At 72.3% G+C, this 19,930-nt stretch carries 18 protein-coding genes; 12 read left to right on the forward strand and 6 right to left on the reverse strand.

The features are described from left to right. Positions 1 to 182: 182 nt before the first annotated feature. Positions 183 to 1,547: a hypothetical protein gene (locus tag AB0F10_RS33665; protein ID WP_360634431.1), complete on the reverse strand. Its 1,365-nt coding sequence runs from the start codon at positions 1,545 to 1,547 to the stop codon at positions 183 to 185. A gap of 282 nt (positions 1,548 to 1,829) precedes the next feature. Here AB0F10_RS33665 and AB0F10_RS33670 point away from each other — a divergent pair, with 282 nt between their 5' ends. The 3 genes from AB0F10_RS33670 to AB0F10_RS33680 all read left to right on the forward strand — a co-directional run bounded on the left by AB0F10_RS33670 (position 1,830) and on the right by AB0F10_RS33680 (position 3,691). Continuing rightward, a complete protein-coding gene (locus AB0F10_RS33670; RefSeq protein WP_360634434.1) occupies positions 1,830 to 2,243 on the forward strand; it encodes a hypothetical protein in 414 nt (137 codons plus the stop codon). A gap of 122 nt (positions 2,244 to 2,365) precedes the next feature. Then, positions 2,366 to 2,998, forward strand: coding sequence for a potassium channel family protein (locus AB0F10_RS33675; RefSeq protein ID WP_360634437.1), 633 nt, complete (start codon positions 2,366 to 2,368; stop codon positions 2,996 to 2,998). Between the two features lie 78 nt (positions 2,999 to 3,076). Then, on the forward strand, positions 3,077 to 3,691 hold the full coding sequence (locus tag AB0F10_RS33680) for a DUF308 domain-containing protein (protein WP_360634440.1): 615 nt from the start codon (positions 3,077 to 3,079) through the stop codon (positions 3,689 to 3,691). 27 nt (positions 3,692 to 3,718) lie between these two features. Here the strand turns inward: AB0F10_RS33680 and AB0F10_RS33685 are convergent, their stop codons facing one another. Beyond that, complete coding sequence (locus AB0F10_RS33685; protein WP_360634443.1) at positions 3,719 to 4,246, reverse strand: hypothetical protein; 528 nt, start codon at positions 4,244 to 4,246, stop codon at positions 3,719 to 3,721. Positions 4,247 to 4,537: 291 nt separating this feature from the next. Between AB0F10_RS33685 and AB0F10_RS33690 the strand changes: the two genes are divergently transcribed. Beyond that, positions 4,538 to 5,053 (forward strand): DUF1269 domain-containing protein, encoded by a 516-nt coding sequence (locus AB0F10_RS33690; RefSeq protein WP_360634446.1) that lies wholly within the window; start codon positions 4,538 to 4,540, stop codon positions 5,051 to 5,053. A gap of 71 nt (positions 5,054 to 5,124) precedes the next feature. Here AB0F10_RS33690 and AB0F10_RS33695 read toward each other — a convergent pair whose 3' ends face one another. Continuing rightward, positions 5,125 to 7,257, reverse strand: a complete 2,133-nt coding sequence (locus AB0F10_RS33695) for a phage holin family protein (RefSeq protein ID WP_360634449.1) — start codon at positions 7,255 to 7,257, stop codon at positions 5,125 to 5,127. Positions 7,258 to 7,437: 180 nt separating this feature from the next. On the opposite strand from AB0F10_RS33695, the gene AB0F10_RS33700 reads away from it, so the two are divergent. The 3 genes from AB0F10_RS33700 (at position 7,438) to AB0F10_RS33710 (ending at position 10,779) form a co-directional block, all read left to right on the forward strand. Continuing rightward, positions 7,438 to 8,826, forward strand: a complete 1,389-nt coding sequence (locus AB0F10_RS33700) for a DUF2252 domain-containing protein (protein WP_360634453.1) — start codon at positions 7,438 to 7,440, stop codon at positions 8,824 to 8,826. A 127-nt stretch (positions 8,827 to 8,953) separates the two neighbouring features. Continuing rightward, positions 8,954 to 9,442, forward strand: a complete 489-nt coding sequence (locus AB0F10_RS33705; protein ID WP_360634456.1) for a DUF6069 family protein — start codon at positions 8,954 to 8,956, stop codon at positions 9,440 to 9,442. An 11-nt stretch (positions 9,443 to 9,453) separates the two neighbouring features. Next, entirely contained in the window at positions 9,454 to 10,779 is a 1,326-nt protein-coding gene (locus AB0F10_RS33710; protein WP_360634459.1) for a diacylglycerol kinase family protein, read from the forward strand. A 169-nt stretch (positions 10,780 to 10,948) separates the two neighbouring features. Here AB0F10_RS33710 and AB0F10_RS33715 read toward each other — a convergent pair whose 3' ends face one another. Beyond that, positions 10,949 to 11,209, reverse strand: a complete 261-nt coding sequence (locus AB0F10_RS33715) for a hypothetical protein (protein WP_184995105.1) — start codon at positions 11,207 to 11,209, stop codon at positions 10,949 to 10,951. Between the two features lie 102 nt (positions 11,210 to 11,311). Further along, a complete protein-coding gene (locus tag AB0F10_RS33720) occupies positions 11,312 to 13,201 on the reverse strand; it encodes a glycoside hydrolase family 15 protein (RefSeq protein WP_360634462.1) in 1,890 nt (629 codons plus the stop codon). Between the two features lie 246 nt (positions 13,202 to 13,447). Here AB0F10_RS33720 and ppk2 point away from each other — a divergent pair, with 246 nt between their 5' ends. Together ppk2 and AB0F10_RS33730 are read left to right on the forward strand one after the other, a co-directional pair. Beyond that, positions 13,448 to 14,461: a polyphosphate kinase 2 gene (gene ppk2, locus AB0F10_RS33725; protein WP_360634465.1), complete on the forward strand. Its 1,014-nt coding sequence runs from the start codon at positions 13,448 to 13,450 to the stop codon at positions 14,459 to 14,461. Between the two features lie 69 nt (positions 14,462 to 14,530). Further along, the gene (locus AB0F10_RS33730; protein WP_360634468.1) at positions 14,531 to 15,967 is read left to right on the forward strand and encodes an aldehyde dehydrogenase family protein; all 1,437 of its coding nucleotides are present in this window, start codon (positions 14,531 to 14,533) and stop codon (positions 15,965 to 15,967) included. A 4-nt stretch (positions 15,968 to 15,971) separates the two neighbouring features. Here AB0F10_RS33730 and AB0F10_RS33735 read toward each other — a convergent pair whose 3' ends face one another. Continuing rightward, the gene (locus tag AB0F10_RS33735) at positions 15,972 to 16,427 is read right to left on the reverse strand and encodes an Lrp/AsnC family transcriptional regulator (RefSeq protein WP_360634471.1); all 456 of its coding nucleotides are present in this window, start codon (positions 16,425 to 16,427) and stop codon (positions 15,972 to 15,974) included. Between the two features lie 131 nt (positions 16,428 to 16,558). Between AB0F10_RS33735 and pdhA the strand changes: the two genes are divergently transcribed. The 3 genes from pdhA to AB0F10_RS33750 all read left to right on the forward strand — a co-directional run. Continuing rightward, positions 16,559 to 17,650, forward strand: a complete 1,092-nt coding sequence (pdhA, locus tag AB0F10_RS33740) for a pyruvate dehydrogenase (acetyl-transferring) E1 component subunit alpha (protein WP_360634474.1) — start codon at positions 16,559 to 16,561, stop codon at positions 17,648 to 17,650. Further along, positions 17,647 to 18,636, forward strand: coding sequence for an alpha-ketoacid dehydrogenase subunit beta (locus AB0F10_RS33745; RefSeq protein WP_360634477.1), 990 nt, complete (start codon positions 17,647 to 17,649; stop codon positions 18,634 to 18,636). The genes pdhA and AB0F10_RS33745 overlap by 4 nt, the downstream gene beginning before the upstream one ends. After that, positions 18,633 to 19,930: dihydrolipoamide acetyltransferase family protein (locus tag AB0F10_RS33750; RefSeq protein ID WP_360634480.1), on the forward strand; the 1,298-nt coding region annotated here is incomplete at its 3' end. The genes AB0F10_RS33745 and AB0F10_RS33750, both read left to right, overlap by 4 nt.

Raw genomic sequence — 19,930 nt, forward strand, 5'->3', positions numbered from 1 at the left:
CCCCCCCCCCAACCCCCCCCGCCACCCCCATACGCAACAACCACCCCTGGAAAGAATCCGGTAAAAGTTGGGAAACAACAAAAACCAAGAATACAAACACCACGAACCCCCCCCACCCCCCCCAAACCCCCGGCGGGCCGGGGTTCCCGGCCCCGCCTTCGTATCGGGGTGGACTCCCCGGGTCAGGTGCTCGGCAGGGCCGCGTCCGGCATCATCGGCGAGGTGATCTCCGGGTCGGGCTCGGGCGGCAGGTCGGTGCCGCGGCGGAGCAGTTCGATGACGGCGAGCACGCCCAGCAGCGTGAGCGTCAGCCCGATCACGACGGAGGTGGTCGGCCGGGTCCAGAGCGCGTACCAGATGACGATCACCGCGAGGGCGCCGGCGCGCAGCCAGGTGACGTGGTCCGCGACCCAGCGGTCGACCGCGGTGGGCCGCCAGCCCAGCCGGCGCCCGCCCACCCGGGCGTTGACGACCAGCCAGTTCGCGCCGGTACGCAGCGCGCGGGCGAGCTCGCCCGGCCCGACCACCCAGGCGCCGAGCGCGATCACGACGCCGACCAGCACGACGGTCTGCAACCGGTCGGTGAACTGCGCCGTCAGGGTGTCCCAGACGACGGCGGCCGCGTCGCTGGGCAGGGTGTTCGGCGGCAGGTGAGTCAGGTAGTACTCGCGGCCCGCGGCGAGCCCGCCGAGCAGCATCAGCAGTGACAGGGCGATGCCGAGGCCGGCGAAGGACAGCATGCGCCGGCGGTTCGGCGCCAGCCAGACCGCGACGGCGAGCAGCAGGAAGGCGAACAGCACCAGCGGCACGGCGAGCCGGTCGAGCAGCGACGTGGCGCGCTGGATCTTGGGAATCGCGTCGGACTGCACCAGCGGGAAGGACAGGTTCACCGCGGGTATCCGGTCGGCGAACGGCACGCCGGCCGAGATCAGCTGGGGCTTGATGGCGTTGATGAACGTGCCCAGGTTGACCGAGACGGTGCCGTTCTCCACCTCGATCGCGCCGCCCTTGTTGCCCCGGAGCGCGGCGACCAGGCCGGCGTGGGCCGCCCGGTTGGCCTGCTCCCAGGCCCGGGCGAACAGGTCCGAGCTGACCGCGTTGTAGACCTGCGAGCGGGCGAAGGAGCGCACGCCGTTGACCATCGGCTGCTGAAGCATGCTGAGCTCCGCCGGCGCGCCCTGCTTCACCAGGGCGTCGATCGCCTGGCGGGTGAATCCGTCGATGTCGAGCGCGGCGAACACCTCGGCGGTGATCCGGTCGGCCACCGCGTTGCGCACGGCGGGATCCTCCGCCAGCGGCGCCACGGTGGCGACGTACCGGTCGGTGTCGAAGACGACCGCCCGCGCGAACAGCGCCACCGCTCCGACCGGCAGCAGCAGGCAGCCGATCACCAGCAGGACGGTCGCACCGGTCCATCGCCCGACCCGGCGCCCACGAGGCTTTCGTTCCACCGCCACCGGGCGGTCCACCAGCGCCCGGAGCCGCTCGTTCTCGGCGCGCAGGCGCGCGAGTTCCTGCTCGATGTCCGGTACTTCAGGCTCGGTCATTTGGGTTGGCTCCACTTCCGCCGGGAGCTGTGCAGAGCCCAAACCGTACGTCTCACCGATGGCCTCCGAGCTCCCCCTGTGCGGATGGGACGGCGGCGAAATGCCGTCCGTGCGGCGCCGTCCGGGGCCGCGCGCCTCATCCGCCGGAGGCGATGCCGACGGCCGCGGCGGCGCAGAAAATCGATACACGAACTCGGCCCCGCGTGGCCGGGTTCGCGGCGCGAATCGACGCACATGACCGACTCGGCACGCCGCGGTCATCCGACAGGAAGTAGGAGCGACATGGCACAGACCTTCGACAAATCCGCTTCGACCCGGACCGCCTGGCTCGGCTGGGTGTACTTCGCCGGCATCATGATGATCACGGTCGGCTTCTTCCAGGCGATATCCGGCCTGGTGGCCCTCTTCGACGACGGATATTACCTGGTGGGCAGCTCCGGGCTGGTCGTATCAGTCGACTACACGGCGTGGGGATTCGTCCACCTGATCCTCGGCATCGTCGCCTTCGCCGCCGGGTTCGCGGTGATGACGGGTAAGACCTGGGGGCGCACGGTCGGCATCATCCTCGCCGTCGTGAGCGCGGTCGTGAACATGGCCTTCATTCCGGCGTATCCCCTGTGGTCGATCCTGATCATCGCGATGGACGTGATCATCATCTACGCGCTCGCGGTGCACGGCCGCGAAGCCGCCGAGTAGCGCCGAACGCGCGACGCGGCGGCCTCCCGAAAAGGGGGCCGCCGCCGCAGCCGGGAAGGGCGGGGACGATGTCTGCACCACAAGCGCGGTCCGGCCCGGGTGAGCGACCGGACCGTTACGGGATGGTGTTCGCTCTGCTGCTGGCGAGCTTCGTCGTCGCCGGGATGCTGGACGGCCTCCTGGCGCGGCTGATCACCCTGCTGTTCTACGTCGGCGTACTGGTGCTCGCCCTGAGGTTCGCCCGGCTGCCGATCGGCACGGCGCGGTGGCTGCGCCGGGCACTGCTGGCCGGCTCGGTGCTCATCGCCGTCCTGGTGCTGGTGCTGCACGGCCGGGTGATCGAGGGGATCGCCGCCCTGTGGACGGCGGGATTCCTGCTGCTGACCGTGTTCGTGGTGGTCGGGCGGGTGCTGCGCCACCCGGTGGTCACGATGCAGACCATCTTCGGCGCCCTCTCCGCGTACCTGATGGTCGGGTTCGTCTTCGTCGCCCTGTTCACCGCGGCCGCCAGGCTGGGGCCCGGGCAGTTCTTCACCGGCGACGAAACGGCCGACGGCGACTCCATCCAGTACTTCGCCTTCGTCACGCTGACCACCACCGGATACGGCGACCTGACGCCGGCCACCGCGCCGGGGCGCAGCCTGGCCGTGCTGGACGCGCTGTGCGGCCAGATCTTCCTGGTGACGCTGGTGGCCCGGCTGGTCTCGGTGTTCGGCGTCGAGCGGCGCCGCCCGGGCGACGACGCCGCCGCGTGAGCTTCATCCGCTCGTGGTGAGCCGCCCGGAGAAGTTCGGTGCCACTGTGATCTCACCGTCGACTCCCAGGAGGGGCGCATGACTGCCTCGGTCCCCTACCCGTCCGATACCCACGCCTCGGAGGCCGTCTCTGCGCCGCAGACCGACGCCACGAGGTCCTTCGCCAAGGCCATGTGGTGGCTGGCCCTCGGCTCGTCCCTCTTCAGCGTCGTGCTCGGCATCACGATGCTGGTCTGGCCGGAGGCGACGCTGAAGGTGATCGCCGGCCTCTTCGGCATCTGGCTGCTGCTGCACGGCGTGGTCCGGATCGTCCAGGGGATCACCGGCACCGTGCGCGACGGCGCCGAGCGCGCCATCCTCGGCTTCATCGGGGTGTTCTTCGTGGTCGCCGGCGTCATCGCGCTTCGCAACCTGCTGGTCACCCTGGCCCTGATGGTCACGCTGGTCGGGCTCATGTGGCTCATCGGCGGCATCCTGGAGCTGATCTCCGCCTTCGGCGGGCCCGGCGGCGGATACCGGAAGTGGCAGATCGCCCTCGGCGCGCTGAGCATCGTCGCCGCCCTGGTCGTGCTCCTCTGGCCCGACATCTCGGTGGTCGCGTTCGTCTACCTCACCGGCGCCTGGCTGGTCCTCATGGGCCTGATCCAGGTAGCCATGGTGTTCTGGGCCCGTCGTGTGCTCACCGCCGCCTGAGGCCCGGCCCGGCCGGGCCGGGCGGGTTCAGTGCTGGAGCATCGCCTTGAGCACCACGATCACCGAACCGAGCAACAGGTTGACCACGGCGGTCAGGAACATCAGCGACCTGCTCGCCCCCGCCTGGCGGGCGGCGACGGTGGCCCAGCCGATCTGACCGGCGATCGCCACCAGCAGCGCCGTCCAGCCGGCCGCCTTGTTGCTCGCGCCGAGCAGGCCCAGCACGATGGCCGCTGCCGCGGGCGGGAACGTCGCCTGCAGCAGCGGCCACTCGAGCCGGCCGATCCTGGCCACTTCCGCCCGGCTGATGACGGCGCGATGAATGCGGTCGCCGACCAGCCGGGCGTACGCGTGCGCGATCCAGAAGACCACGCCGGTGGCGACGAGCAGCGCCGCCAGCCGTATCGGCGGGGGAGCGTGGCCCTCGGCGCCGAGTCCCGCGCCGACGACGACCGACGCCGCCAGCATGGAGCCGTAGATCGCGCCGGCGAAGTCGGCCTCGTTCGTCTCCGGTCGCACCTTGACGCCGGCAGCGACGTCGTCATCCCGGGTCATGTTCGGTCCAGGGCAAGCATCAGGCACCTCCGGGCTACGGGAGTTCCATCGTGTCGCGGCGCGGCGTGCGGATCTTCACCCCGCCTGGGTGAGTGGGCTCCGGTTGGGCGTACCGGGCCGGACCGGGCGCCGTTCGACGCCCGGCGACGCTCATCCGGGCGGGATGAGCCGCCGCCGCGCCCCCGTGCGATTCCCTCGGGGTGGGTGTCCTGCGACCCGTGAGGCGTCAGCTCCGCAGGAACCGCTCGGCGGCAATCGCCGACCGGGTAACGAACCGAAGGAAGGATCCGCATGTCCACTCTGGTCGCCATCGGGTATCCGGACGAGACGACCGCCGCCGAGGCGGCGGGGGAGGCGCGTCGACTCGCCAGGGATCTCATCATCGAGCCCGAGGCCATCGCGGCGATCAGTCGCGACAAGGAGGGCAGATTCCACGTCAGCACGAGCCACCATCCGGTGACCGGTGGGGCGTCGTGGGGCATGTTCTGGGGCCTGCTGTTCGGAATGCTCTTCTTCATCCCGTTCTTCGGCATGGCCGTCGGCGCCGGCCTCGGCGCCCTGATGGGCAAGGTCGCCAAGAGCGGCATCCACAAGGACTTCCAGGATCGGGTACGCGACCAGCTCCAGCCGGGTACCTCGGCCCTCTTCCTCGTGGTCAGCCACGTCACCCCGGACAAGGCGGTCGAGGCGCTGAGCCACTACGGCGGCACGGTGCTCAAGTCGTCGCTGTCCAAGGAGACCGAGGAGGAGTTGCAGGAGGCGCTGCACGGCTCTCCGGATGCCGCCAACACCCCGCCGACCGCCTGACGGCAGCCGTCCGGGCCGGTGATTCGGGCCGTGGTGGGGGCCTTCCGCCCCCGCCGCGGCCCTGCGCCGTCTCACCGGGCCGGCGCGTCGGTGCGCAGCCGGTCGCGGTGCCCGGCCTGCTCCAGCCAGCTCACCAGTTGCCGGTGCACCGCGTCCGCACCGATCAGCGGCGGGGCCGCGACCAGCCAGTCCTTCGGGTGCACCAGCACCGCCTCGGTCTGCCAGCCGCCGAGGCCGCCGTGGCAGCCGACCAGCTCCTCGTACGCGGCCACCTCGTCGGTGTCGGCATCGATGGGGCTGTTGATGACGAGGTCGCCGACGTGCTCGAGGGCGTCGTGCCGCAGCACGTCGGCCGCCGCGTGCGGGCCGAAGCCGGCGAGCGGGTCGGTGCCCACGACGCGGCCCTCCTGCAGGTAGCGGATTCCGTCGCGGCCGAGCACGACCGTTCCCTCGCCGCTGGTGCGTACCGTGATGAAGCCGATGCCGGGGTGCCGGGTCAGGGTGCCGACCAGGCCCGGATAGAGCTGTTCGATCTCCTCCAGGACCAGCCGCCCGGGCAGCCGGGTGAAGTAGATCATCGACAGGTTGCCCGACGCGATCAGCACGAGGTCCGACTCGTGCGCGACCTCGTCGGTGCCCGGCCCCAGGCTCTCCAGCTCGACCTGGCCGTCGTGGGTCCGGGTGCGCAGCGCGCGCCGGGTGAGCCGTCCGGTCCGGCCGCCCTGCTGCGCGACCTGGGTCAGGAAGGTGTTCACCGGTCCGACGGTCTCATCCAGCCCGGTCGAGGCCGCGACGGTTCCGGAGCCCATCAACTGGCGTACCAGATCCTGCAGCGGCAGGCCGTGGCGCTGCAGGAAGGTCGCGCCCTGGCTCTGCCCGTGGTCGGACAGCACCACGAAACGGTACGGGCGGGGCGCCCGCTCGGCGACGCGTTCCAGGACCCCGATGAGGTGGTCGATGCCGGCCAGCGACGCCAGCGACTCCGGGCGGGTCGGCCCGGCGTGGTGCGCGATCTCGTCGTAGTCGGTGAAGTCGCAGTAGATCGACGGCGTGCCGGCCATCATCTGGTCGGCGATGAGGCCCGCGTTCAGGTCCCGCAGCAGGACGTTGGTGACCGCGCGCAGCAGGATGTAGGAACCGCGCCGGCGGATCCGCGGCTCCACCCCGCGCACCCGCTGGAGCCGGGACTGATGGATCTCCTTGACCATCTCGGCGACGGTGAGCACCACCGAGCGGGTCAGCCCGTACGGGTTGATGAAGAACGTGGCGAAGGTGCGCGACGGCCCCTGGCGCGCGGGCGCGGTGCGGCTGGTCAGGCCGCTCATGGTCAGCAGGCTGGTCGGCGCGTCGCCGGAGAAGATGTTGGAGATGCTCACGCCGCCGTCCGCGAGCAGGCCGCGGCCGTCGCTGAGCCGGGCCTGGATCACCGCGGCGTCCTTGGGGCGGTTGGCGACCAGGAGCTCGCCGGTCTCCTTCTCGTACCAGCGGAACGCCGGCACCTGGTCGCTGGCGCCGTGCAGCAGCCCCGCCTGGCTCGCCGGCGTGGTCGCCGGAAGCTGCGCGTGCCAGTCCGTCAGGTGGTGACTGCCGGAGCGGATCCACCGGCTGAGCGTCGGCAGATCGCCCGAGCGGACGGACCACCGCAGCAGCGGCGCGGCGAGGCCGTCGATCTGCACGAAGACCACCCCCGGTACGGAACCCGCCATCCCGGGCTCCGCCGGCGCGCCGGCCCGCTGCACGAGGTGGGTGAGGAACGCGGCGCTGTCACCGGCGGTCGCCAGCCAGGTCACGATGGTCATCAGGAACGCGAACAGCCAGGAGGCCCAGAAGGCGTCCCAGAATCCGTCGACGTGGATGCCGGGGGTGAGGCTCAGCGCCAGGTAGAACAGCAGCGCCTGGGCGCCGAGCCCGGCCACCAGCACGCCGGCCCACCCCAGCAGCAGGGCGAAGGACGTCAGCAGCGGCCGCAGCAGCGCCGCCAGCAGGCCGAGCAGCACCGTCGCCAGCAGGACGTCCGCCGCGAGCGACGCCGAGACGCCGGGCACCATCGCGATCGTCGCGGCCATCGACAGCCAGCCGAGCACCAGGGTGACACCGAGCCGGCGGGCACCGGCGAGGGTGACCCGGAGCTGCCGCAGCAGCTGAACGCCCCACCGCGCCCGGGAACGCGCGCCGGATCCGGAGCCGTCTCCTGGTTCGTTCACGCTGACCGCCTACCTCCGAGGAACGCCGGCAACGCCGTAATTCGACGCGATCGGCCGTCCGCCCGAAACATCCCGCCGGGATGAACGCGCGGCTCATGCGCCAGGGATGATGGCAACCGGGCGCGACCGGCGCAGCGTGGCCAGATGCCGAGTAACCCGGAACCGACACCGTACGACGGCGTGAAGCACCTCAGCCCCGCGGAGCGGGCCCGGCTGGGCAAGGCCGCCCGCAAGGTCACCCCCCTGGACGCACACGCTGAAATCCACTCCGGCGACGGCCGCGATCCGGTGGCCGTGCTCGCGGCCGAGGACGTGGCGCGGGTGCCGGAGCTCGTGCCGATCCGCTACGGCCGCATGCTCGTCTCCCCGCTGACGTTCTATCGCGGCGCCGCCGTCCTCATGGCCGGCGACCTCGCCGCCACGCCGACGTCCGGCTTCCGCGTGCAGGCCTGCGGCGACGCGCACCTGTCGAACTTCGGCATGTTCGCGTCCGCCGAGCGCACCCTGGTGTTCGACATCAACGACTTCGACGAGACCCTGCCGGGCCCCTGGGAGTGGGACATCAAGCGGCTGGTGGCGAGCTTCGCGGTGGCCGGCCGGCAGAACGGGTTCACCCGCAAGCAGCGCGACAGGATCGCGTTCATCGCGGCCGGCGCCTACCGCAAGGCCATGCGCGACTTCGCCGCCCGCACCAATCTCGAGGTCTGGTATGCCCAGCTCGACGTGCAGACCGTGCTCGATCAGTGGCGCTCGATCCTGCCGCCGACGCAGGTGAAGCGCACCGAGGCGGCGCTGCGCAAGGCCAGGACCCGGGACAGCCTGCACGCCCTGGACAAGCTCTCCGAGGTGGTCGACGGCCACCGCCGCATCACCGCGGCGCCGCCGACGGTGGTGCCGATCGAGGACCTGATGCCCAGCGCCTCGGCGGACGAGCTGTTCCACTGGATGCAGACGGTGGTCCGCGGGTATCGCGGGTCGCTCTCGCCCGAGCGCCGGCACCTGCTCTCGCAGTTCCAGCTGGTGCACATGGCCCGCAAGGTGGTCGGCGTCGGCAGCGTCGGCACCCGTGCCTGGGTGCTGCTGCTGCTCGGCCGCGACGCCGGGGATCCGCTGTTCCTGCAGGCCAAGGAGGCCGGTGCCTCGGTGCTGGAGGAGTATGCGGGCGCGAGCGAATACCCGCACCACGGCGAGCGGGTGGTCGCCGGTCAGCGCCTGATGCAGGCCAGCGGCGACATCTTCCTCGGCACCCACCGGGCTCACGGCATCGACGGTCAGGACCGCGACTTCTACGTGCGCCAGCTGCGCGACTGGAAGGGCTCCGCGGTGATCGAGGAGATGCCGCCGCGCGGCCTCGGCATGTACGCGGCCATCTGCGGCCGGACCCTGGCCCGGGCGCACGCGCGGTCCGGTGACCGGATCGCGATCGCCGAGTATCTCGGTTCGTCCGATCGCTTCGAGAACGCCCTCGCGGCCTTCGGCGAGTCCTACGCGGACATCAACGAGAAGGACTTCGACAGGCTGCGGGCCGGCGTGCGCGACGGACGGGTCGAGGTGCAGACCGGCGTCTGAATACCCGCCGGGGCGGGCGCGCGGGGCCGAAGCCGGCCGGATCACCCGCGCGGGGTGAGGGCAGTCCGCCGGGTCCCGGCGATGCTGCTAGCCAACCGGATCCACGCGCCCCCGAGGGGATCATGCCATGACGTTGCCCACCCGAACCCCCCGCCCGGTCGACGCCGGCGTCCTCTGGGCCGGCGGGGTGGCCGCCGCCGTCGTGGCGGCCCTCATCGTGATCGTCGGGATCCTCTTCTGCCGGGGAGTCCTGGACATACCCATTCTCGCGCCCAAGGGCGACGGGGTCTGGGGCGACGCGGACACGATCAAGTACGCCGCCGGCGCGGCCGTCGCGGCCCTGCTGGCCACCGGGCTGATGCATCTGCTGCTGCTGTCGACGCCCAAGTCCGGCATGTTCTTCGCCTGGATCGTCAGCCTGGCGACCCTCGCCGCCATGCTCGCGCCGTTCGCCGTCAAGGCATCGCAGGAGAGCCGGATCGCCACGGCCTCGCTCAACTTCGTGCTCGGCATAGCCATCGGCAGCCTGGTCTCCGGGTCCGCCCGCAGCGCCGTCCGCAAGGCCTCGTTCCGGACCCGGCCCCCGCTCCCCGGCCCGCCGTACCCGACCCGATGAGGACCGAGCAGATGAGCGTCACCGTGGAGCCGGCCGTGACCGGGGCCCAGGTCTGGCTGGCCCGAGGCGCGTTCGCGCTGGCGCTCGCCGCGGCCGTCGTGCTGGTGGCGTTCGCCGGCGGCGGCGGGCGGGGCCTGGCGATGGTGGCGGTCGGCGTCGCCGGAGTGGTCTTCTTCGTCGCCGGCGCGTACTGGGTCCTCGCCGGGCGTGGCGTGTCGCGGGCGCTGGCCGTCGTGCTGACGGTCCTCGCGCCCGTCGCCGTGCTCGTGCTCTACATCCGGGCGGACCTGCTGTGGGTGGCCGTCGTGTCGCTCGGGCTGTTCGCGCTCTCGATCGCCACGGCCCGCGTCGCGCTGGCGGCCGGCGACGTCGGCGAGCGGACGGACACCTACGACGCCGAGCCGGCGACGCGTCCGTTCCTGATCATGAATCCGCGGTCCGGCGGCGGGAAGGTGACGACGTTCGGCCTCAAGGCGAAGGCCGAGGCCATGGGTGCCGAGGTGGCCCTGCTGGACGGCCCGGGAACCGTTGACGTCGCCGTGCTCGCCCGCGAGGCGGTCGCGCGGGGCGCCGACCTGCTCGGGGTGGCCGGCGGCGACGGCACCCAGGCGCTGGTGGCCGGGATCGCGGCGGAGCACGACCTGCCCTTCCTGGTCGTGAGCGCGGGCACCCGCAACCACTTCGCGCTCGATCTCGGCCTGGACCGGGAGGACCCCGCCACCTGCCTCAAGGGCCTGACCGACGGGGTGGAGATGCGCGTCGACCTGGGCCGGATCGGCGACCGCACCTTCGTCAACAACGCGTCCTTCGGCGCGTACGCGGAGATCGTGCAGAGTCCCGAGTACCGCGACGACAAGACGCGCACCACGCTGCGGCTGCTCCCCGACGAGCTGGCCGGCCATCGCGGCGCCCGGCTGACCGCGCGCATCGGGGACGTCACGATCGAGGGCCCGCAGGCGATCCTGGTCAGTAACGACCCGTACGGGTCGACCGACCTGGCCGGGCTGGGCCGCCGGGCGCGGCTGGACCTCGGCGTGCTGGGCCTGGTGGCGATCTCGGTGGCGAACGCCCGCCAGGCGGTCGGCCTGCTGCGGCGCAGCCGCGAGCGCGGACTGCTCCGGCTGACCGGCGCCGAGGTGATCGTCGACTCCGACGCGGCCGAGATCCCGGTCGGCATCGACGGTGAGGCGATTCTGATGCCCACCCCGGTGCGCTGCACCACGGTGCCGCGGGCGCTGCGGGTGCGGCTGCCGCGGGAGCGGCCCGGCGTGCCGCCGGCCAAGCCCGCCGTCGACTGGGTCCGGCTGCGCCGGCTGGCCTTCGCCCGGAACCCGTAGGGCGGGCACCGTCAGACGTACGAGAGGCCGTCATCCCGATGCGGGGGTGACGGCCACGGTGCTGTTCGGTCGCGCGTTGAGCCGGGCTCTGAGTTCGAGCTCGAGGTCGACGGCGGCGATGTCGAACTCGAGCCGGGGCTGAAGGGCAGGGCGCGCCGCCGGCGACGGGTCATGTCGTGTCGGCGATGTCCTCGTCGGTGATCCGGCGAACCTCCAGCAGTTGCAGTCCGAGATCGTGAATCCGGACCAGGAGCCCGAACAGGGCGGACTGGTCCGGGAGCGTGCCGTAGAGGACGGTCTGTGCCGGCTCGACGGTCATGTTGACGCCTTCGAGGTCGCGAACCAGGTCCGCCGGGATGGACCCGGAGACCCTGAGCTGATACAGCGCTCGCGCCGTCGGAACGGCGGGTCGCTCGGCTGGCGGGTTCATTTCCTCACTGTCCGCCGTACCGGACCCCGGGGGATCGTCCGGGGCGGATGGTGCGAGGGATTTCAGGGTGGAAACGCCGTGGAATCGCGGCCCGGCTTGCCATTACACGGACAGGTACTCGTGCCGGAACTCGATGACGATGATGCGCGCCGCGGCCTCGATCAATGCCAGGTGTGAGAACGCCTGGGGGAAGTTGCCCAGGTGGCGTCCGGTGGCCACGTCGAACTCCTCCGCGTACAGCCCCAGGGGTGAGGCGATCCGCAGCAGGCGCTCCATCAGGTCGCGGGCCCGCTGCTCCTCGCCGACGACCGCCAGCGCGGAGACCAGCCAGAAGGAACAGATCAGGAACGAGCCCTCCCGGCCCGCCAGGCCGTCGTCGGTCTCGTCGGTGCGGTAGCGCAGCACGAAGCCGTCCTCGGTCAGCCGCTCGGCGATCGCGTCGACCGTGGCCCGCAGCCGCGGATCGTCGTGCGGCAGGAACCCGAAGATCGCCGCGAGCAGCGTGGACGCGTCCAGCGAATCGGTCGCGTAGTGCTGGCGCAGCACGCCGTCCTCGGTGACGCCGTTGTCGAGGATGTCCTGCTTGATCTCGTCTGCCGTCGCGCGCCAGCCGGCCGCCAGGCCGGCGTCCGACCGGATCTCGGCGAGCGCGGCGGCGCGGTCGAGGGCAACCCAGCACATGAGCTTGGACGACACGTAGTGCTGCGGCTCGCCGCGGGCCTCCCAGATGCCCTGGTCCGGCTCCCGCCAGACCGCCTCGGCGCAGCGCGCCTGTGCCTCGACGATGGCCCACAGCCGGCGCGGCAGGCGCTGGCTGCGGCGGGTGTGCAGCAGGATCGAGTCCAGCACCGCGCCGAAGACGTCGTTCTGCCGCTGGTCGAAGGCGCCGTTGCCGACCCGCACCGGGCGGGCGCCGGCATAGCCGGACAGGTCGTCGCGGGTGGACTCGGTCAGGTCACGGCGGCCGTCGATGCCGTACATGATCTGCAGGGAGCCGTCCTTGTTGGGCTCGAGGTCGGCGATGAACTGCATGAACTCGTCGGCCTCCCAGTCGAGGTTCAGGTAGTGCAGCGCCTGCAGGGTGAAGGTCGAGTCGCGCATCCAGGTGTAGCGGTAGTCCCAGTTGCGCTCGCCGCCGGGCGTCTCGGGCAGCGAGGTGGTGAGCGCCGCCACCGTGGCGCCGGTCGGCATGTAGGTCAGACCCTTGATGGCCAGTGCCGACCGCTGGATCGCGTCGCGCCAGCGGTGATCCGGAATGCGGGCCCGGTCCAGCCAGCCGCGCCAGCAGCGGACGGTGGTGTCGAGCCGGCGCCGGGCGTCGTCGAGGTCGGGCACCGTGGCCCGGTCCGTAGCCCACGACAGCGCGCAGTAGATCTCCTCGCCGGCCCTCAGGTTGTGCCGCGCCCTGACCCGGTCACCCTCCAGCCCGAGGGAGAGGTCGGTCTGCAGCCCGACGGTGCAGCCGGCCCCGGTCGCGTCGGCGGTGTGCCGTTGCGGGCCCGCGCCCATGGTCCACTCGGCCGGCACCCGCCCGTAGTCGAACACCGGCTCGCAGACCAGCTCGACCTCGACGAGGCCGTCGAGGCAGCGGACGGTGCGCACCAGCACGTGGTCGGCGTCGTTGTCGTTCGGCGGACGGGTGTGCGGTGTCACCGCGTCCGGCTCCTCGTGCGGCCCCAGCGTCAGGGCGTCGCGCACCTCGAGCCAGCCGGACGGCGTCTTCCACGTCGTGACCAGGACGTTCGTGCCGGGCTCGTACGCACGGGCGGTCGGGTGGTGGATGCCGAAGGGGCCGATCCTGAAGTAGCCGGCCTGCCGGTCGAGCAGGGTGCCGAAGATGCTCGGCGAGTCGAAGCTCGGCACGCAGAGCCAGCCGACCGAGCCGTCCGGCGCGATCAGGGCACCGGTGTGGCAGTCGGAGAGGAACGCGTAGTCGGCGATCGGCGTGAACGGCGACGGAGCCGCCGCACTCTGCTCCCGTGATACGGCCACAGCGGGCTCCATCCCTCGGTTTTGTCCTAGGATTGCGGATGACAGCCTCGCGGATCACCGAACGGACGGCCTCATCCCGTACGGGTGGTCGCCCGGCGCCGATTCGCTGAAGATCCGGCCGGGGACATTCATCGGGATCATCCGGCCGGGGTGAGGGAGCGGGCGGTTCCGCCGGGGGATGCTCACTGGGTCCGTGCGGGGGTCAACGGCGATGGCCGGCGCGGACGAACCTGGGAGGAGTAGCCGATGACCGGTGCGGGATCTCCACGGCTCGCCACTGACGACCCGGCGGGTGACGTCGTCAACGGGAGCGCGGCCCGAGGCGTGTGGCCGCTCGGCCCGGTGCAGCGGGTGCCGCCCGACTCCGATGCCCTCGTCCTGCTCGACGACCGCCTGACGCCGGTCTCCGAGGTGGTCGACGCCTACCACGCCGCCGTCGAGGAGCTCCAGGAGCTCAAGCGCGACCGCAAGCGGGTGTCCCGCAAGCTCCGCGCCGAGACCGAGCTGCGCCCGTGGCAGGTCGAGCTGCTCAAGCTGCAGCGGCACCTCGAGAAGCACCGGATGCGGATGATCGTGCTGTTCGAGGGCCGGGACGCCGCCGGCAAGGGCGGCACCATCCGCCGGGTCACCCGCTACATGAACGAGAAGCACTACCGGGTGGTCGCGCTGGGCCGGCCGAGCGAGGACCAGCGGTCACAGTGGTATTTCCAGCGCTACGCGGCGCAGCTTCCCGCCGGCGGCGAGATCGTCCTGTTCGACCGCAGCTGGTACAACCGGGCCATGGTCGAGCCGGTCTGCGGCTTCTGCACGCAGGACGAGTACCAGCACTTCATGTGGGGCGTGACCGGCTTCGAGAAGGACCTGGTCCGCCAGGGCACGATCCTGGTGAAGCTCTACTTCAGCGTCACCAAGGAGGAGCAGCGGCGGCGGTTCGCGCGCCGCCACACCGACCCGCTGCGCCAGTGGAAGTTCAGCGAGATCGACTCGCAGGCCCAGGACCGCTGGGACGACTACACCAAGCGCAAGTACGAGATGATCAGGAGAACCGGCACCGTCAGCGCGCCGTGGGTGATCATCCGGTCCGGCGACAAGCAGCGCGCCCGGCTGAACGCGATGAAGGTCATGCTCAACGCGGTCGACTACGAGGACCGCAGCACCGAACTCGACTTCGAGCCGGACCGCGGCGTCGTGCTGTCCGGGGCGCAGGAGATCGCCCTGATGGAGGCGGAGCGCGCCCGCAGCGGCAGCTTCACCAGCTGAGCGGCGCCCGCACCGCGCGCGACGGGCCTGGCTAAGGTGAGATCGCCTCACCGTCGGCCAGGGAGACTCATGCAATTTCAGATGTTCGTGGACGGCGCCTGGATCTCCGCGCGCTCCGCCGCAACCACCGTCGCGACCAGCCCGGCGACCGGCGAGAAGCTCGGCACGGTGCCGGACGGCGACCGCGAGGACGCCCGCGCGGCGATCGCGGCGGCCCGGCGCGCCGCCGGCGGCTGGGCGCGACTGTCCGCATTCGACCGGGCGGCGCTGCTGCACCGGGTCGCGGACGTGATCGAGACCCGCCGGGACGCCCTGGCCCGCACGCTCACCCTCGACCAGGGCAAGCCGCTGCGCGCCGAGGCGTACGACGAGGTGGACGAGCTGGTCGGGTACTGGCGGATGGCCGCCGAGGACGGCAAGCGGCTGGGCGGGCTGCTGCCGAACTCGTCGAGCGCCGGCAAGCGGGCGATGCTGATCCGCCGTCCGCGCGGCGTCGTCGGCGTCATCACCCCGTGGAACTGGCCGTACACGATGCCCGCCGAGCTGATCGCGCCGGCGCTGGCCGGCGGCAACACGGTGGTCTGGACCCCGGCGCCGTCGACGGCGGTGTCCGCGGTGGCCCTGGCCGAGTGCCTCGCGGAGGCCGACCTGCCGCCCGGGGTGGTCAACCTGGTGACCGGGCCCGGCCCGGTGGTGGGTGACGAGCTCGCCCGCAACCCCGGCACGGACGCGGTCGCCTTCATCGGCTCCACCGCCACCGGCCGGCTGGTGGCCGCCGCGGCGGCCGGCAAGGCGACGCTGCTGGAGATGGGCGGCAACGGCCCGATCGTGGTGCTGGCCGACGCCGACCTCGACCGGGCGGTCGAGGGCGCGCTGCTGGCCTGCTTCCTGTGCGCCGGGCAGAGCTGCACCGCCGGCGAGCGGCTGCTGGTGCACGAGCGGGTCCGCGAGGACTTCGCCGGCCGGCTCGCCCGGGCGGTGCGGGACCGGGTCCGCCTCGGCGACCCCCTGGACGACGCCACCACGATGGGCCCGCTGAACAACGCCGCGGTCGCGGCCAAGATGGACGATCACGTCGCCGACGCGGTACGCCGTGGCGCCACGGTGCTCACCGGCGGCGCCCGGGCCACCGGCTTCGCCACCGACCTCTACTGGCCGGCCACCGTCCTCGATGGAGTGCCGGCCGACGCGGCGGCCGCCACCGAGGAGACGTTCGGCCCGATCGCGCCGATCGTCGGCATCGGCTCGCTGGACGAGGCGATCCGGCTGACCAACGACTCGCCGTACGGGCTGCTGGCCGCCGTCTACACCGCCGACCTGTCCGCCGGGCTCGCCTTCGCCGACGCGGTCCGCACCGGCTGGGTCAACATCAACGAGTCCACCAACTACTGGGAGAGCCACCTGCCGTTCGGCGGGCGTTCCGGCTCCGGCAGCGGCATCGGCCGGGTCGGCGGCGCGCACCCGATGGAGGCCTTCACCGAGCTGCAGACCGTGATCATCGGCTGAGCTCTCACTCCCAGACGGCGGCGGGCGACTCGGCCTCCTCGAACACCAGCAGCGTGCGGGTGTTCACGACGCCGGGCATGCCCTGGATCACGTTGAGCACCAGGCGGCCGAGGTCGGCGTTGTCCCGGGCGCGGACCAGCAGGATCGCGTCGAACTCGCCGCCGACCCAGGCGATGTGCACGACCCCGGGCAGCGCCCGCAACTGCTCGCCGACCACCCGCCACTCCGCCTGCTGCAGATTCACGGTGACGTAGGCCGAGGTGCCCAGGCCCGCCGCGACCGGGTCGACGTCGGCGCGGAACCCCCGGATCACGTTCGTGGCGCGGAGCCGCTCGACCCGCGCGTAGGCGTTGGCGCGGGAGATGTGCAGGCGCTCGGCCAGGGTGCGCATCGACATCCGCCCGTCGCGGACGAGCTCCCCGAGGATCTGCCGGTCGATGTCGTCGAGAGGGCTGGCCACTTGTCTCGTCCTCCACGCTCGCGGGGCGCTCCGATCGGACGTTTGGTCGGTGATCAGGCGGTTGGAGAGTACATCTTCTCGGTCTTTACCGGCCTCTGGCATCCGATTGGTCGGGCAATCACCATGGCTGCATGACAGGTGATCTGCACCACCTCCTGCCGTCGGAGCCCGTCATGCTCCTCGACGCGCACGGACGACCGGCCGACGCGGCGGGCTACCCCCTGCCGGACGGCGCGGAGCTGGTCCGCGCCTTCGATGCCCTGGTCACCGCCCGGCGGTTCAACGACCAGGCGTACGCGCTGGTCCGGCAGGGCCGGCTCGCGGTGTACCCCTCCTCGCACGGGCAGGAGGCCTGCCAGGTCGCCGCCGCGCAGGTGCTGGCCGACGGGGACTGGCTCTTCCCGACCTACCGCGACACGGTCGCCGCGATGGGCCGGGGCGTCGACCCGGTCGAGGCGCTGACGCTGCTCAAGGGCGACTGGCACTGCGGCTACGACCCGAACGAGCACCGGGTCGCCCCGCACGCCACGCCGCTGGCCACCCAGCTGCCGCACGCGGTCGGCGTCGCGCACGCCGCGCGCCTGCGTGGCGAGCCGACCGTCGCCATGGCGATGTGCGGCGACGGCGGCACCAGCGAGGGCGACTTCCACGAGGCGCTCAACTTCGCGGCCGTCTTCAAGGCCCCGGTCGTGTTCTTCGTGCAGAACAACGAGTACGCCATCAGCGTCCCGCTCGCCCGCCAGTCCGCCGCGCCGTCCCTGGCGCACAAGGGCATCGGCTACGGCATGCCCGGCCGGCGCGTCGACGGCAACGACATGGCCGCGCTGCTCGCCGTCCTCGGCGACGCCGTGGCCCGGGCCCGGGCCGGCGAGGGCCCGCAGCTGGTCGAGGCGCACACCTACCGGATGCAGGCGCACACCAACGCCGACGACGCCACCCGTTACCGCCAGGACGCGGAGGTGGCGGCCTGGGTCGAGCGCGACCCGCTCACCCGCCTCGAGCTGCACCTGCGGGAACGCGGGCTGCTCACCGACGCGCTGCACGCCGACATCACCGCGCGGGCCGAACGGATGGCGGAGCACGTCCGCGACGGCCTCAACCGCGACGTCGAGCCCGACCCCGCGATGCTGTTCGCCCACGTGTACGCGAAACCCACCCCGCAGCTGGCGGAGCAGGCGGCCCTGGTCGCCGACGAGCTCGACCGCGAAGGAGCGCCGCGATGACCGCGCACGAGAAGCTGACGATGGCGCAGGCGCTCAACCGCGCGCTGCGCGACGCGCTGGCCGAGGACCCGTCGGTCGTGGTCTTCGGCGAGGACGTCGGCCCGCTCGGCGGCGTCTTCCGGATCACCGACGGCCTCACCGCCGCGTTCGGCGAGGACCGGTGCTTCGACACGCCGCTGGCCGAGTCCGGCATCGTCGGCGTCGCGATCGGCATGGCCATGAACGGCATGCGCCCGGTCGTCGAGATGCAGTTCGACGCGTTCGCCTACCCGGCGTTCGAGCAGATCGTCAGCCACGTCGCGAAGATGCGTAACCGCACCCGCGGGCGGGTCACGCTGCCGATGGTGATCCGGGTTCCGTACGCGGGCGGCATCGGCGGCGTCGAGCACCACTGCGACTCGTCGGAGGCGTACTACGCGCACACCCCCGGGCTGCACGTGGTCGCGCCGGCGACGCCGGCCGACGCGTACGCGCTGCTGCGGGAGGCCATCGCCTCGCCCGACCCGGTGGTCTTCCTCGAGCCGAAGAAGCTCTACTGGAGCAAGGAGGAGGTCGAGCTCCCCGTGCGCGCGCCCGGCATCGGCACGGCCGTCGTGCGCCGCGAGGGCACCGACGCCACGCTCATCGCGTACGGGCCGTCCGTGCCGGTCGCGCTCGAGGCCGCCGAGGTCGCCGCGCAGGAGGGCCGCAGCCTGCAGGTCGTCGACCTGCGCTCGATCGTGCCGTTCGACGACGAGACCGTCTGCGCCGCGGTCCGCTCCACCGGCCGCGCCGTGGTCGTCGCGGAGGCGTCCGGGTTCGCCAGCGTCTCCTCGGAGATCGTCGCGCGGGTCACCGAGCGGTGCTTCCACTCGCTGGCCGCGCCGATCCGCCGGGTGACCGGATTCGACATCCCGTACCCGCCGCCGAAGCTGGAGCACTTCCAGCTCCCCGGCGTCGACCGCGTTCTCGACGCCGTTGACGACCTGCAGTGGGAGGACCGATGAGCGAGCAGATCTTCCTGCTGCCGGACCTCGGCGAGGGCCTCACCGAGGCGGAGGTGGTGCGCTGGCTCGTGGCCGAGGGTGACACCGTCGCCGTCGACCAGGCCGTCGTGGAGGTCGAGACCGCCAAGTCGCTGGTCGAGGTGCCGACGCCGTACGCCGGCCGGGTCGCGACCCGGCACGCCGGCGAGGGCGTCACGCTCGAGGTCGGCAGGCCGCTGCTCACCGTGACCACGCTCGTGCCCGAGGCCGCGCTCGTGCCGGAGGCCTCACTCGTGCCGGAGGCCTCACTCGTGCCCGAGGCCGAGGTCTACCGCGAGGAGGAGCGGGCCGGCTCCGGCAACGTCCTGATCGGCTACGGGACCTCGGGCGGCGCGGTCACCTCGCGGCGCCGCCGCCCGCGGGCGGGTTCCGCCCCGGCCGCGGTGAGTCCCGCGCCGTTCCGGGTGCCGCTGGTGGTCTCACCGCTGGTGCGCCGGCTCGCCCGCGAGGGCGGGCTCGACCTGCGGACCGTCGAGGCCACCGGGCCCGGCGGCCTGATCGTCCGCGCCGACGTCGAGCGGGCCCTGTCGCGCCCGGCACCGGTTCAGCCGCCGGCCGGCGCCGCCCCGGCGGCGGCGGCGGGGGAGCGGCGGGTGCCGCTCAACGGTTTCCGCAGGGCGGTGTCGGCGGCGCTGACGCGCAGCCGCGCGGAGATCCCCGAGGCGACCGTCTGGGTCGACGTCGACGCCACCCGGCTCTGGCAGTTGCGCGAGAGCACTCCCGGGCCGGGGCTGCTCGCGTACATCGCCCGCTTCGTGGTCGCGGGCCTGCGGCAGTACCCGATGCTCAACGCCCGGGTGGACACCGAGCGGCAGGAGATCGTCGAGTTCGACGCGGTCAACCTCGGCATCGCCGTGCAGGGCGAGCGCGGGCTCGTGGTGCCCGCGGTCATCGGCGCCGAGACGATGACGACCGCGCGCCTCGACGAGGAGATCCGCCGGGTCACCGCCGCCGCGCGCGAGGGCCGGGCCACCGCCCGGGAGCTCGCGGCGGGGACGTTCACGCTCAACAACTACGGCGGGTTCCGGGTCGACGGCAGCGCCGCGATCATCAACCACCCGCAGGTGGCGATCCTGGGCTTCGGCCGGATCATGGACCGGGCCTGGGTGGTGGACGGCGAACTGTGCGTCCGGAAGATCACCCAGATGAGCTTCGTCTTCGACCACCGGGTGTGCGACGGCGGCACGGCCGCCGGCTTCATGCGCAGCGTCGCGGACGCCATCGAGGATCCGGCGTCCGCCATCGCCCACCTGTG

Origin of the sequence: Actinoplanes sp. NPDC026623 (assembly GCF_040638275.1) — a bacterium.
Lineage (GTDB): Bacteria > Actinomycetota > Actinomycetes > Mycobacteriales > Micromonosporaceae > Actinoplanes.

Coding starts and splice junctions, on each gene's coding strand:
- AB0F10_RS33665 (WP_360634431.1), bottom strand. CDS start 1,547: ATGACCGAGCCTGAAGTACCGGACATCGAGCAGGAACTCGCGCGCCTG.
- AB0F10_RS33670 (WP_360634434.1), top strand. CDS start 1,830: ATGGCACAGACCTTCGACAAATCCGCTTCGACCCGGACCGCCTGGCTC.
- AB0F10_RS33675 (WP_360634437.1), top strand. CDS start 2,366: ATGGTGTTCGCTCTGCTGCTGGCGAGCTTCGTCGTCGCCGGGATGCTG.
- AB0F10_RS33680 (WP_360634440.1), top strand. CDS start 3,077: ATGACTGCCTCGGTCCCCTACCCGTCCGATACCCACGCCTCGGAGGCC.
- AB0F10_RS33685 (WP_360634443.1), bottom strand. CDS start 4,246: ATGACCCGGGATGACGACGTCGCTGCCGGCGTCAAGGTGCGACCGGAG.
- AB0F10_RS33690 (WP_360634446.1), top strand. CDS start 4,538: ATGTCCACTCTGGTCGCCATCGGGTATCCGGACGAGACGACCGCCGCC.
- AB0F10_RS33705 (WP_360634456.1), top strand. CDS start 8,954: ATGACGTTGCCCACCCGAACCCCCCGCCCGGTCGACGCCGGCGTCCTC.
- AB0F10_RS33710 (WP_360634459.1), top strand. CDS start 9,454: ATGAGCGTCACCGTGGAGCCGGCCGTGACCGGGGCCCAGGTCTGGCTG.
- AB0F10_RS33715 (WP_184995105.1), bottom strand. CDS start 11,209: ATGAACCCGCCAGCCGAGCGACCCGCCGTTCCGACGGCGCGAGCGCTG.
- ppk2 (WP_360634465.1), top strand. CDS start 13,448: ATGACCGGTGCGGGATCTCCACGGCTCGCCACTGACGACCCGGCGGGT.
- AB0F10_RS33730 (WP_360634468.1), top strand. CDS start 14,531: ATGCAATTTCAGATGTTCGTGGACGGCGCCTGGATCTCCGCGCGCTCC.
- pdhA (WP_360634474.1), top strand. CDS start 16,559: ATGACAGGTGATCTGCACCACCTCCTGCCGTCGGAGCCCGTCATGCTC.
- AB0F10_RS33745 (WP_360634477.1), top strand. CDS start 17,647: ATGACCGCGCACGAGAAGCTGACGATGGCGCAGGCGCTCAACCGCGCG.